The sequence below is a fragment of the Cronobacter sp. JZ38 genome (genome assembly GCF_008932145.1).
GTDB classification, from domain to species: Bacteria; Pseudomonadota; Gammaproteobacteria; order Enterobacterales; family Enterobacteriaceae; genus Cronobacter; species Cronobacter muytjensii.
In genome coordinates, this window is sequence record NZ_CP017662.1 from 1,778,906 (window position 1) to 1,792,575 (window position 13,670).

Here is a 13,670-nt window from a genome sequence, read left to right on the forward strand (position 1 = left end):
TCGTAATGTTAAGGCAGTTTTATTAATGCTTAAAACGCTGAGCGTTAATACAAGTCCCTTTTCAAAATATCCACATATAAGAGATAACTCACTGTGAAGATATTAGTCACCGGCGGTGCCGGATTTATTGGCTCTGCTGTAGTACGACATATTATCGATAATACCCAGGATTGGGTCGTCAATGTTGATAAGCTTACCTACGCAGGCAATCCGGAATCTGTTTCTTCTGTTGCAAATAACGAACGCTATGCCTTTGAACAGGCCGATATTTGTGATCGCGCTGCGCTCGATCGCGTATTTAAAGAACATCAGCCCGATGCGGTGATGCACCTGGCAGCAGAAAGCCACGTCGACCGCTCTATCAGCGGCCCGGCTGACTTTATCGAAACGAATATTGTTGGTACGTATACGTTGCTTGAAGCGGCGCGTGCGTATTGGTCATCATTAAATGATGACCGCAAAGCCGCTTTTCGCTTTCACCATATCTCTACTGATGAGGTCTATGGCGACCTCCCACACCCTGATGAATGGCAAGCCGGCGAACCGCTCCCTCTCTTCACAGAAGACACCCCTTACGCGCCGAGCAGTCCTTATTCTGCATCAAAAGCCTCAAGCGACCATCTGGTGCGCGCCTGGTTGCGCACTTATGGTTTGCCAACCATTGTGACCAATTGCTCAAATAACTATGGGCCATATCATTTTCCTGAAAAGCTGATCCCGCTTGTGATCCTCAATGCACTGGAGGGTAAGCCACTGCCGGTATACGGCAAAGGCGATCAAATTCGCGACTGGTTATATGTTGAAGATCATGCACGTGCGCTCTATACCGTAGTGACTCAAGGGCAGGTTGGCCAGACTTATAATATCGGCGGTCATAATGAGAAAAAGAACCTTGATGTCGTATTAACCATTTGTGATCTGCTGGATGAGATTAAACCTAAAGCAACGCCTTACCGCGAACAGATCACTTACGTTGCCGACAGACCGGGTCACGACCGTCGTTACGCCATTGACGCAGATAAAATCAGCCGCGAACTAGGCTGGCAGCCGCAGGAAACCTTTGAATCAGGTATTCGTAAAACGGTGCAATGGTATCTGGATAATTCTCAGTGGGTCGAGAATGTGAAGAGCGGCGCTTATAAAAGCTGGATCGAAGAGAATTACGGAACACGCTAATAATGAATATTCTCCTGTTTGGTAAAAACGGCCAGGTTGGCTGGGAATTACAGCGAGCCCTGGCTCCGCTGGGAAATCTTATTGCGCTGGATTTTAATTCTGAAGATTATTGCGGTGACTTTAGTAAACCGGAAGGGGTCGCGGAGACGGTAAGGCGTATCAGGCCGGATGTGATTGTCAATGCTGCTGCGCATACCGCCGTCGATAAAGCAGAATCGGAGCGTGATTTTGCACAGCTGTTAAATGCAACCAGTGTTGAAGCTATTGCAAAAGAAGCGGCAAAAATTAACGCCTGGGTTATTCATTACTCAACTGATTATGTATTTCCAGGTACGGGTGAAACGCCCTGGCTTGAGGACGACACTACGGCCCCGCTGAATGTCTATGGTGAAACAAAATTGGCGGGCGAACAGGCCGTACAAAATTTTTGTCAGAATCACCTTATTTTCAGAACCAGTTGGGTGTATGCAGGTAAAGGAAATAACTTTGCTAAAACTATGTTGCGGCTTGCCAAAGAGCGTCAATCACTTTCAGTGATTAACGATCAGTTCGGTGCGCCAACCGGGGCTGAATTACTCGCTGACTGCACGGCGCATGCCATTCGCGTGGCACTCGCGAAACCTGACGTTGCGGGTTTATACCACCTCGTCGCCTCAGGTGTTACGACCTGGTATGATTTTGCGGCGCTGGTATTTGATGAAGCTCGTAAGGCAGGGATAACGCTGAAGCTTACTGATTTGCATCCTGTAGCAACAAGCGCCTATCCAACGCCTGCTCGCAGGCCACAGAATTCACGTTTAAACACCACAAAATTCCAGCAACAATTTGGGCTGGTGCTTCCGCAATGGGATGTCGGTGTTAAACGGATGCTGGAAGAGTGGTTTACCAGCGTAAATTAATGACAGAAATGCCCGTCGGCGGGCATTTTCATTGAGAGAATAAAGAGAATGACAACGCGTAAAGGAATTATACTGGCTGGGGGATCAGGGACTCGTCTCTATCCGGTCACCATGGCGGTGAGCAAGCAATTATTACCAATCTATGATAAGCCGATGATCTATTATCCGCTATCCACGCTCATGCTTGCCGGGATACGGGATATCCTCATTATCAGTACGCCCCAGGATACGCCGCGCTTTGAGCAACTCCTCGGCGATGGCAGCCAGTGGGGCCTGAATTTACAGTATAAAGTACAGCCAAGCCCGGATGGCCTGGCGCAGGCTTTTATTATTGGCGAAGAGTTTATTGGTAATGATAAATGCGCGCTTGTTCTGGGCGATAACATTTTCTATGGTCATGATTTACCAAAACAACTGGAATCAGCGGTTAGTAAAGATAACGGCGCGACTGTCTTTGCTTACCATGTCAATGATCCTGAGCGCTACGGCGTTGTTGAGTTTGATAAAACTGGCAAAGCCATTAGCCTGGAAGAAAAGCCTGCAGAACCAAAAAGCAATTATGCTGTTACTGGACTTTATTTCTATGACAATGACGTTGTTGAAATGGCTAAAAGCTTGAAACCATCAGCACGTGGCGAGTTGGAAATCACCGATATTAACCGGCTTTACCTTGAACAGGGCCGCCTTAATGTCGCGATGATGGGACGTGGTTATGCCTGGCTTGATACCGGCACACACCAAAGTTTAATCGAAGCCAGTAATTTCATTGCCACCATTGAAGAACGTCAAGGCCTCAAGGTTTCATGTCCGGAAGAAATTGCCTTCCGTAAGAGCTTTATTGATGCTGAGCAGGTAAAAAGGCTGGCGCAGCCGCTTGCAAAAAATGCCTATGGTCAATATTTGCTCAAGATGATTAAAGGTTATTAAGTAATGAATGTTATCCAGACAGAAATACCGGATGTTTTGATTTTAGAACCAAAAGTATTTGGTGACGCCCGTGGCTTTTTCTTTGAAAGCTTCAATCAGCGTACTTTTGAAGAAGCGGTAGGTCGTAAAATTGAATTTGTACAGGATAATCATTCTAAATCAGCTAAAGGTGTCTTGCGGGGACTACATTATCAACTTGCGCCATATGCTCAGGCTAAACTGGTACGTTGCCTACATGGTGCAATTTATGATGTGGCGATAGATATTCGCCGTAATTCACCAACCTTTGGTAAGTGGGTTGGTGCCGAGTTATCAGCGGAAAATAAACGCCAGATATGGATTCCGGAAGGATTCGCGCATGGCTTTATTGCGCTAGAAAATGGCACAGAAATCCTTTATAAAACGAACAACTTTTATTCAAAAGAAAGTGAACGTGCGATTCGCTGGGATGATGAACAGATTGCCATTGAATGGCCAGCTAAAGCAGCTATCATTTCTGAAAAAGATGCCGTGGCGCCTTCATTTGCAAATGCAGACTTATTTGAGGGATAACAATGGATGTAAAAATTATTCCGTTGCAGGCGCACGGCGACGAGCGTGGCTCTCTAATAGCGCTTGAAGAAAAACATAACATTCCATTTGAAATTAAGCGTGTGTATTACATGTTTAATACTAAAGAAGGAGTGCGTCGTGGTTTTCATGCACATAAAAAATTAAAACAGGTCGCTATCGCAGTAAGGGGTTCTTGCCGTTTTGTATTAGATGACGGTTCTGAACGTGTAGAATTGTTGCTGGATAATCCAGCACAAGGATTACTTATTGACTCGTGTGTTTGGCGAGAAATGTATGATTTCTCCGACGATTGTGTACTGATGGTACTGGCAGACAGTCTGTATGATGAAGCTGATTATATTCGTGACTATGATGTCTTTTTAGAGAATACTACTAATGCCAAAAATTCATCCACTAAGTGACGTTCAGTCTGTACAGATTGGTGAAGATACAAAAGTCTGGCAATTTTCTGTTATATTGAAAGGAGCTAAAATTGGACGGGATTGTAATATTTGCGCGCACACGCTGATTGAAAATAATGTGATTATTGGAGACCGTGTTACGGTAAAATGTGGTGTTTACATTTGGGATAACATTTTTATTGAAAATGATGTATTTATCGGCCCAAATGTCACCTTCACTAACGATAAACATCCGCGCTCAAAAGTGCATGATAAAGAATTTCTTTCTACCTATATCAAAGAGGGAGCATCGATAGGCGCTAATGCAACTATTCTTCCTGGATTAATTATAGGTAAAAAAAGTATGGTTGGTGCTGGTGCGGTAGTTACAAAAAATGTTCCTGATTACGCGATTGTCTACGGTAACCCGGCCAAATTGATGGGGATGGTAAATGAAAATGATTAATTTCCTTAATTTGAAATCAATTAATGCTCGCTACGAAAAAGAATTAAAACTAGCATGTGAACGCGTGATTGATTCCGGTTGGTACATCGGTGGTAATGAGTTAGAGCAATTTGAGAAAAAGTTCGCTGAATATTGTGGCGTTAAACACTGCATTGGCATGGCCAATGGTTTAGATGCATTGGTACTTACTATCCGCGCATGGAAAGAATTAGGCTTGGTTAAAGAGGGCGATGAAGTCATCGTGCCTGCTAATACTTATATCGCTACAATTCTTGCTATAACCGAAAATAAACTTTGCCCAGTTTTTGTCGAGCCTAATTCACAGACGTTCAATCTTGATGCAGTGGGCATAAACGGAGCATTGACAGACAAAACCCGTATCATTATGCCTGTACACTTGTATGGTTACCTTTCGCCTATGGAAGAGATTATGGCGATTGCTCACCAGCATGGCTTGCTGGTACTTGAAGATTCAGCACAAGCACATGGTGCCAGCATTGATGGGAAACGTGCTGGGGCATGGGGTGACGCTTCTGGGTTCAGTTTTTATCCAGGAAAAAACCTCGGAGCATTAGGTGATGCTGGCGCTGTCACAACTAATAATGATGAGCTTGCCAGTGCATTACGAGCATTGGGTAATTATGGGTCACATAAAAAATATCAGAATATTTATAAGGGTGTTAATAGTCGCCTTGATGAAATTCAGGCAGCGATGCTGAGTGTAAAATTAAAATACTTGGATGATGATATTCGTATTCGACGCCACATTGCTGGCATGTTGACTAAAGGCATAACCAATACGCATGTGTTAACGCCGAAAGTAGATAAGGTTGAAAAGCATGTATGGCATTTATATGTTGTGAAGACATCCGAGCGCGAAAAACTGATGCAACATTTGGCTAATGCCGGCATAAGTACGTTGATTCATTACCCCATTCCGCCCCATAAACAAGAGGCTTATACAGAATATAACGGACTATCATTGCCGATTACAGAACAGTTACACAATGAAGTATTATCGCTCCCAATAGACCCAACTATGTCAGAAGAAAGTGTTGAGTTGATAATCAAAGCGGTTAATGAGTTTTCAGCATGAAGAAGTTACTAAGCGTAACCTTTTTTTCCGCATTCCTAACCTTAAGCAGAATGTTGGCAGGCTTTGCCGTTGCAAAGGTAATTGCGGTTTATACTGGTACGTTAGGTATGGCAACATTAGGCCAAGTGCAAAATCTTATCACTATCCTTAATGGTATTATCACCGCACCCGTTGGTAATGCTGTAGTACGCTTTACATCAGAACATTGTGAGTCAGGTTATAATGCATGCGCGCCATGGTGGCGCGCTGCGCTGCAGTGGGTAGGCTTACTCGCGGGAATTATTATTCCGGTTGGTTTTTTTTCTTCCGGATATATTTCACAATGGTTATTTAACGACCGCGATTTATCATGGCTTATTAAGTTAATGGTTGTTGTTCTTCCTCTGTCCGCAGTTGCTACATTTATTAATTCGATTATTAATGGGCAGCAGAAATACCGGCGGTATATTACTCTCGGTATCATCTCTGTTTTTATCTCAAGCATTGTGATGATGGTAATGATTATATATGGTGGTCTTACGGGGGCGTTAATAGCGGCATCAGTACAAGCAGCGTTAATCGGTTTAATTATGCTTATTTTTTCTTTAAGGCAGCCTTGGCTCAAGATTAGTTACTGGTGGGGGACAGTAACACTTTATCATCGAAAACAAATTGGCGGCTATATTTTGATGGCTGTCACCTCGGCAATATGTATGCCATTGGCTCTTATAGGAGTGAGGAATGAATTAATTGAACATGCCGGATGGGATGCGGCGGGGCAATGGCAAGCAGTCTGGAAAATTTCTGAGGTATATTTAAGTGTTATAACTTTGGGGTTAGGAACTTATTTTCTACCCAAGCTAGCAAAATTATCTGATTATAAGGAAATACGCAAAGAAATAAATGGAACTCTTCTTGTTGTCATTCCCGTGATATGTCTGATGGCAATTATTATTTATTTTTTACGCGATACTGCAATTACTATCCTCTACACTGAAAAATTTCGCCCTGCCAGAGAATTATTTCTTATTCAACTTGTCGGTGACGTCATTAAAATAGCAAGTTGGATCTATGCTTATCCTATGATTGCACGCGGAACAGCAAAATGGTTTATTGGAAGTGAAATATTTTTTAGTACAATGCTTGTTGTTCTGTCAACTGTTTTCATACCTTTTTACCATGCAAGCGGCGCAAACTTGGCATATCTTATAAATTATTGCCTTTATTTTATGTTTATGCTTTGTTTTTTTAAAAAGATAATAGCGAAATGATATCAATATGAATTTACCCACAATTAGCATAATAATTCCATGTTATAACCATAGTGCCTATGTCAAAAATTGCCTCGAAAGCACACTTGTAGCATATGAAGGCGTTCTTGAAGTCATTATATGCGATGACGCATCACAAGATTCCAGTGCAGACATAATTCGCTCATTTATAAAAAATAATGAACGGGGTAAAATTAATTATATTTTTCTACAGAATGAGACTAATAGTGGGGTTTGTAACACGCTAAATCGCTGTCTAAAACAAGCCAAACACGATTATGTTTATCTTATCGCGAGTGATGATTATCTTTGCGAAAATGGATTAACACAGGCAATGCTCTTTCTATTAGAAAAAAATGCAGATGCCATAATCAGTGATTGCCATGTTGTAAATGAAAATAATGAAATTGTTGCAGAAAGTGCTTTTTTTGATTATCGTAAAAGCTCTGCTAGGCAACTTAAAAAGAATATTGCTAATGCACTTGTTTTCAATTGGGTTGTACCGGGTCCTGCGCTATTATTAAAGAAAACCGTTTACGATGACATTGGCCAGTATGATCCTTCTTTAATGGCTGAAGACAGGGATTTTTATTTGCGCTTATTAAGTAGTAAAAAAAATGTTATTTTCAATAGTGCTAAAGTAGCTTGTTATCGTATACACTCAAACAATTTAAGTAGAACAAGTTTTTTTAAGGAAAATGCGAGTGCAGAATTTTCACTTGTCAATTACAAATATTATAGTGAATTCAATAGATTGGCAAGGATATATCTTAAAACATACAAATTAGATATAAGTGGAAATATAGTACTAGCCTTTTATATAAGGAAACTTATAAAAATGCTATACATATTTTTGAGCATATAATAACCACTTTGTCTAAGCAGAGCGTTAGAGGCTAAAATTGGCGACGACAATTGCAATTTTCATTTCTTTATTTTCTTATTACATATTAATGAAATTTTATTCATTATGTAATATAAGGCTAGCAGGAAAAAAAACACATCCTTTGGCACTCTTTGTAATTATTCAAATATGTATATTTTCATTGCCAGGTGTTATTCTAATTTCGTTTTTAGGATTTCAGTCTTTTAGATATGATTCAATCAATGAAAGTGTAAAATTTGAAATAGGTTTATGGTACATCTATTCAATTATGGTTTTTATTTTATTTAATTGCTTTTTTATCAAAAGCTTTAATATAAAGAGTTATAATAATAATGTGTCGAGTATTATTAATTACGATCAAGTTATAAGTAAGGCTACAACAATTTTTTTTATAGCTTTACTAGGATTGCTTGCTAAATTACTTTTATTAAAAACACCACCGATCTATTATTTATTAGAAGGCGATTTTGAAAGAGCTTACCAAGCGAGAATAGAGATCCAACTTAATCAAAAGGATTATTATCTACCTTACATTGGCAATTTGACCTCTCTGTTGAGTGTTTATCAGTTTTATTTTTTATATTATTTTTACACTTTTTCTAACAAAAAAAGCTTTTATCTAAAAATCTTACTTTTAGCTTCTTTTTCGCTAGCATGTATTGAATGTTTATACGAAACTCAGAAAGCTCCGTTAATTTTTATGTTGTTAGGATGCGTTTTTATTTACTATTTAAAAAAACATACTATTAAAAAGTTAATTGGCGCATTGGCTATAATCTTTATTGTTGGTATTATCTTGCAATCACTCGTAGTAGGCTCTGATATCGAAAATGCGCTGAGCAGCGTTTCTGACAGGTTCCTTTTGGGACAAAACCAAGGCTTTTACCATATTATAAATTCAATAAAACCTGATGCCAAATATTGGTTTAGTAGCTTTTATTTTATTGAACGATTAGGTGTAACGCCATCACGTGCAGACGTAGATGTAATACCATATATGACTTTTTATAATGGCGCTGATTTAGTAAATGTTAATAGTTACTATTTAGGTGAAGCATGGTCAATGTTTGGTTATTATGGGTTAGTATTCGCTCCCATTATTGTTGCTTTTTCTGTCGCACTATTTGTTAAAGTGATAGATCTATTTATTGACTACAAGCCTATATATTTTATACCTTTTTCTGTTTATATAATTCCTGAGTTCCGTTTGAATCAGGCGTTTAATTATTTTTTATTTGGAAAAGAGTTTGTTCTTAAGTTGATAATGGTTTTTTTTATTGCGATAACAATTGAAATTTTAAGCAATTTTTCAAGTATGAGACATAGTAAACATATAAAATTTTCTTCCAGAGATATTAATGATGAGTAGTCAGATTTATTCAATTATTACCACATATAATCCTGAGATAAAGCATTTAAATATTCTTCTTGAGGCGATTAGTAAACAATCTACAATGTTGGTTATTTGTAATAATAGTGAACAAAAGCTCGATCCTGACATTTTAAATTGCACTAAGAATGTTAAAATCATTAATTTTGGTAAGAACCTAGGTATTGCCGAAGCCCAGAGTATAGGCATGAAGTGGGCTTTTGAAAATGGTGCCGATTTCATTTTGCAAATGGACCAAGACAGTACGCCGCACGATGATATGGTCGCACAGTTGCTACGTTGCTACGAAGAACTTACGGAAGCGGGCTATAAAGTTGGTTTAGTTGGTGCTCAAGACTATGACCGTTTTACTGGTGAGGTTAATAAGGCACGGGTGAAAAAGGGTAAACCCCTATACAAAAATTATTATTATACTGTAGACAGCACTTTAAGTTCGGGTAGTTTAATTCCTAAAACAGCATGGGAAAAAGTTGGCGGGATGCGTGACGATTTATTTATTGATGCGGTTGATCATGAGTACTGCTGGCGACTTCGTAGCAAGGGTTTTTTAACGATTCGTAATTTACATGCATTACTTGGCCATCGTCTTGGGGATGGTCGTTTCAAGATCCTTTCGTTAATCTCTGTAGGTTTGCCGAGCCCATTTCGTCATTATTATGCGACAAGAAATATTTTTCTTCTTCTTAAAGAAAAACACGTTCCTTTATTCTGGAAAATTTCAAGCTTGGTTAAACTCTCTGGGAAGGTGATATTTTATCCTATATTTCTTCCAAAAGGTAAAGAGCGGATGCGCTATTTTTTAAAAGGGATAAAAGACGGTGTGCACGGTAAAACAGGAAAAATGTCATGAATACTAGCGCTACGACTGGACTTTTTTCTGTATTAATTAGCGTTTATAAGGATGACTGCCCTGAATATCTGAGAGTTGCCCTTGAAAGCGTATATAATGAACAAAAGGTAAAGCCCGCACAAATTGTTATTGTAGGTGATGGGCAGCTCACTCAAGAATTAATAGATACCATCACATCTTTTGTACAAAAGGTTGCTGGAAATATTGTTGATTTTTTTTGTCTTGATAAGAATCAAGGTCTTGCAGTTGCCCTCAATCAAGGGCTTGCACGGTGCAAATATGATTTAGTAGCCAGAATGGACGCGGATGATATTTCTTTGCCAGCACGCTTTGCAACACAATATGATTTTATGATTACTCATCCTGAAATTGATGTTTGTGGAACATATGTAGAAGAAGTTGAAAGCGATACTGAGAAAGCTATTGCTATAAGAAAAGTACCTCTAACGGATGCTGAAATTGCTTCTTTTGGTAAAAAAAGAAGCCCTGTTAGTCACCCTTCTGTAATGTTTAAAAAATCTACTGTCCTTTCTTTCGGAGGTTATCCGCATTTTCGCAAATCTCAAGATTTCGCACTCTGGAGCCTTTTACTAGTTAATGGTGCTCATTTCGCAAATATTGATCAAGTGTTGCTTAAAATGAGAACTGGTCAAGAATTAATGGCACGTCGCGGTTTAGGTTATCTGAAGTATGAATATCAGGTTCTTAAATACCAAAAAAAAATCAAATTTATTAATGCGTTTGAATTTGCGCGCTTTTTAGCGATTCGTTCCATATTTAGGCTTTTACCTAATACATTTAAAAAATATCTTTACAATCTTGTTCGTTATGTTCATGGTTAATAACGTGCAATAATATCATAAGCATATTAACTCAATCACTTGCATTCAAAGATACCTATTTATTAAATATACGAGTGTGATTATGTCTCTCTTTATAGTCTCTCTTTATAATAGAATTTTATTCTCGCACTTTTTATGAATGGGTTTAATCTTTTTAGCATTAAAAGCTTCGAAATATTTGGTAGTACCTTTCTCTTGTACATCTTCTTCTATCCTCTTTCGTCGTTCATGAGTTAACATCTAAGATACATTTCCAAGCCGCGCACTAGTCGCGGTGACCAAACCTGACAGGAGTATGTAATGTCCAAGCAACAGATCGGCGTCGTCGGTATGGCAGTCATGGGGCGCAACCTGGCGCTCAACATTGAAAGCCGTGGTTACACCGTCTCCGTATTCAACCGCTCCCGTGAAAAAACCGAAGAAGTGATTGCCGAAAATCCCGGCAAAAAACTGGTGCCTTACTATACCGTTCAGGAATTTGTCGAGTCGCTGGAAACCCCGCGCCGCATCCTGCTGATGGTAAAAGCCGGGGCGGGTACGGATGCAGCCATCGACTCCCTGAAGCCGTATCTGGAAAAAGGCGACATCATTATTGATGGTGGCAATACCTTCTTCCAGGACACCATTCGCCGTAACCGCGAACTCTCCGAAGAAGGTTTCAACTTCATCGGCACCGGCGTTTCCGGTGGCGAAGAGGGCGCCCTGAAAGGCCCTTCCATCATGCCTGGCGGCCAGAAAGAAGCCTATGAGCTGGTTGCGCCGATCCTCAAAGAGATCGCAGCCGTTGCCGAAGGCGAGCCGTGCGTGACTTACATCGGTCCGGATGGCGCCGGTCACTATGTCAAAATGGTGCACAATGGTATCGAATACGGCGATATGCAGCTGATCGCAGAAGCCTACTCGCTGCTGAAGCACGGCCTGAACCTCTCCAACGAAGAGCTGGCAAAAACCTTCTCTGAGTGGAACGAAGGCGAGCTCAGCAGCTACCTGATCGATATCACCAAAGATATCTTCACCAAAAAAGATGAAGACGGTAACTACCTGGTTGATGTCATTCTTGACGAAGCGGCCAACAAAGGCACCGGCAAATGGACCAGCCAGAGCTCGTTGGATCTCGGCGAACCGCTGTCTCTCATCACTGAATCCGTATTCGCGCGCTATATCTCCTCCCTGAAAGAGCAGCGTGTTGCCGCCTCTAAAGTGCTGAGCGGCCCGCAGGCGAAACCGTTCGCAGGCGATAAAGGCGAGTTCATTGAGAAAGTCCGCCGCGCGCTGTATCTCGGTAAAATCGTTTCTTACGCGCAGGGTTTCTCCCAGCTGCGTGCCGCGTCTGAAGAGCACAACTGGAACCTGAACTACGGCGAAATCGCGAAGATTTTCCGCGCAGGCTGCATTATTCGCGCCCAGTTCCTGCAGAAAATCACCGACGCTTATGCAGAGAATCCGTCCATCGCGAACCTGCTGCTTGCGCCGTACTTTAAAAAAGCGGCGGACGATTACCAGCAGGCGCTGCGTGATGTTGTCGCTTATGCTGTGCAGAATGGCATCCCGACCCCGACCTTCTCTGCGGCCATCGCGTACTACGACAGCTACCGTTCCGCGGTGCTGCCGGCGAACCTTATCCAGGCGCAGCGTGACTACTTCGGCGCGCACACCTACAAGCGCACCGACAAAGAAGGCGTCTTCCATACCGAGTGGATGGAATAACGTTTCCTTTTAATAAGACAAGCCCGGTGGTTGCGCCGGGCTTTTTTTATGCCTGACGACCGCCGCGAACCGCGAGGGAAGCCAGTAAGCGCTTTGTTTTTCAGTATTTTCCCAAGCCACATTCACGCTTCGTTATGCAATCATAACGCCTTGCATCTACACTCATGGCTGGTGTGGCTTTCTCATAATAATTAGATGACAAACAAGGACTCTATGAGCAAAGAATTTCAGGGTGGCGCTATTCACCACAGCAATGGGAACCCGGAACAGATTGACCTTATCGACCTGCTGATGCAGCTCTGGCGGGGACGTCTCACCATCATTGCGACGGTCATCGTAATGATTGTTCTGGCGGTACTTTATCTTTTCGTCGCCAAAGAAAAATGGACGTCGACGGCCATCGTAACGATGCCGGACGCCGGCCAGATCGCCAGTTACAACAACGCGATGAATATCCTTTATGGCAACGCCGCGCCGAACGTCACTGACGTGCAGCAGCGCGTGGTCGGGCGCTTCAGCTCTGCGTTTTCCGCGCTGACGGAGACGCTGCAAAACCAGCAAGAGCCGGAACAGCTGACCATCGATATGGCAGTGAAAGGGCAGCCGCTGCCGCTGAAAGTCACCTATCAGGCGCAAACGCCTCAGGCCGCGCAGAAAAAACTGGCGGAATACATTCAGCAGGTGGATGAGCAGATCGCGAAAGAGCTGAACAAAGACCTGACTGATAACGTAACGGCGCGCGCTAAAGAGTTGCAGGAATCGCTCTCAACGCAGGAGAAAGTGGCGCAGGAGCAGAAAGATCTGCGCATCAAGCAGATTGCCGAAGCGCTTAAGTTCGCCCAGGAATCGAACGTGACGTCTCCCCAAATGCCGCAGGCGCAGGAAGTAACGCAGGACACGCTGTTTCTGTTAGGCAGCGAAGCGCTCTCTTCAATGATCAAAAACGAAGCGACGCGCCCGCTGGTTTTCTCTGATGCGTATTACCAGACCAAACAGAACCTGCTGGATATCTCCAAGCTGAAAATCGATGAATCCTCGCTTCACGCGTACCGCTACGTGATGAAGCCGACCGAGCCGCTGCGTCGCGACAGTCCAAAACGCGCGCTGGTGCTGGTGCTTTCGGTGCTGCTGGGCGGCCTTATTGGCGCCGGCATCGTGTTGGGGCGCAACGCGCTGCGCGAGCACAACAGCCGTCAGGTGCGTTAATCTGGCGAAAAGAAAAAGGCCG

General features: G+C 42.2%; 14 protein-coding genes. All 14 read left to right on the forward strand.

The genetic code is table 11. The features are described 5' to 3' along the window. Window positions 1-93 precede the first annotated feature (93 nt). Entirely contained in the window at window positions 94-1,176 is a 1,083-nt protein-coding gene (gene rfbB / locus BJP61_RS08325; protein WP_171998131.1) for a dTDP-glucose 4,6-dehydratase, read from the forward strand. A gap of 2 nt (window positions 1,177-1,178) precedes the next feature. Further along, the gene (rfbD, locus tag BJP61_RS08330; protein WP_171998132.1) at window positions 1,179-2,075 is read left to right on the forward strand and encodes a dTDP-4-dehydrorhamnose reductase; all 897 of its coding nucleotides are present in this window, start codon (window positions 1,179-1,181) and stop codon (window positions 2,073-2,075) included. A gap of 48 nt (window positions 2,076-2,123) precedes the next feature. Beyond that, on the forward strand, window positions 2,124-3,002 hold the full coding sequence (gene rfbA, locus BJP61_RS08335; RefSeq protein WP_038861983.1) for a glucose-1-phosphate thymidylyltransferase RfbA: 879 nt from the start codon (window positions 2,124-2,126) through the stop codon (window positions 3,000-3,002). A 3-nt stretch (window positions 3,003-3,005) separates the two neighbouring features. Continuing rightward, complete coding sequence (gene rfbC, locus BJP61_RS08340) at window positions 3,006-3,554, forward strand: dTDP-4-dehydrorhamnose 3,5-epimerase (RefSeq protein ID WP_171998133.1); 549 nt, start codon at window positions 3,006-3,008, stop codon at window positions 3,552-3,554. Window positions 3,555-3,556: 2 nt separating this feature from the next. Continuing rightward, on the forward strand, window positions 3,557-3,976 hold the full coding sequence (locus tag BJP61_RS08345) for an FdtA/QdtA family cupin domain-containing protein (RefSeq protein WP_171998134.1): 420 nt from the start codon (window positions 3,557-3,559) through the stop codon (window positions 3,974-3,976). After that, window positions 3,951-4,421 carry an acyltransferase gene (locus tag BJP61_RS08350; protein WP_171998135.1) on the forward strand — a complete coding sequence of 157 codons (471 nt, stop codon included), beginning with the start codon at window positions 3,951-3,953 and terminating at the stop codon, window positions 4,419-4,421. The genes BJP61_RS08345 and BJP61_RS08350 overlap by 26 nt, the downstream gene beginning before the upstream one ends. Beyond that, the gene (locus BJP61_RS08355; protein ID WP_171999277.1) at window positions 4,414-5,517 is read left to right on the forward strand and encodes a DegT/DnrJ/EryC1/StrS family aminotransferase; all 1,104 of its coding nucleotides are present in this window, start codon (window positions 4,414-4,416) and stop codon (window positions 5,515-5,517) included. The genes BJP61_RS08350 and BJP61_RS08355 overlap by 8 nt, the downstream gene beginning before the upstream one ends. Further along, window positions 5,514-6,767 carry an O-antigen translocase gene (locus tag BJP61_RS08360; protein ID WP_171998136.1) on the forward strand — a complete coding sequence of 418 codons (1,254 nt, stop codon included), beginning with the start codon at window positions 5,514-5,516 and terminating at the stop codon, window positions 6,765-6,767. Before BJP61_RS08355 ends, BJP61_RS08360 begins: the two co-directional genes overlap by 4 nt. A gap of 7 nt (window positions 6,768-6,774) precedes the next feature. Then, the gene (locus tag BJP61_RS08365) at window positions 6,775-7,632 is read left to right on the forward strand and encodes a glycosyltransferase (RefSeq protein WP_171998137.1); all 858 of its coding nucleotides are present in this window, start codon (window positions 6,775-6,777) and stop codon (window positions 7,630-7,632) included. 37 nt (window positions 7,633-7,669) lie between these two features. After that, window positions 7,670-9,022 carry an oligosaccharide repeat unit polymerase gene (locus tag BJP61_RS08370; RefSeq protein WP_171998138.1) on the forward strand — a complete coding sequence of 451 codons (1,353 nt, stop codon included), beginning with the start codon at window positions 7,670-7,672 and terminating at the stop codon, window positions 9,020-9,022. Continuing rightward, window positions 9,012-9,893, forward strand: a complete 882-nt coding sequence (locus tag BJP61_RS08375; RefSeq protein ID WP_255485516.1) for a glycosyltransferase family 2 protein — start codon at window positions 9,012-9,014, stop codon at window positions 9,891-9,893. The genes BJP61_RS08370 and BJP61_RS08375 overlap by 11 nt, the downstream gene beginning before the upstream one ends. Next, a complete protein-coding gene (locus BJP61_RS08380) occupies window positions 9,890-10,735 on the forward strand; it encodes a glycosyltransferase (RefSeq protein WP_171998139.1) in 846 nt (281 codons plus the stop codon). Before BJP61_RS08375 ends, BJP61_RS08380 begins: the two co-directional genes overlap by 4 nt. A gap of 300 nt (window positions 10,736-11,035) precedes the next feature. Continuing rightward, window positions 11,036-12,442 carry an NADP-dependent phosphogluconate dehydrogenase gene (gndA, locus tag BJP61_RS08385; RefSeq protein WP_038862012.1) on the forward strand — a complete coding sequence of 469 codons (1,407 nt, stop codon included), beginning with the start codon at window positions 11,036-11,038 and terminating at the stop codon, window positions 12,440-12,442. A 213-nt stretch (window positions 12,443-12,655) separates the two neighbouring features. Continuing rightward, on the forward strand, window positions 12,656-13,648 hold the full coding sequence (wzzB, locus tag BJP61_RS08390; RefSeq protein WP_038862013.1) for an LPS O-antigen chain length determinant protein WzzB: 993 nt from the start codon (window positions 12,656-12,658) through the stop codon (window positions 13,646-13,648). The last annotated feature ends 22 nt before the right edge of the window (window positions 13,649-13,670 follow it).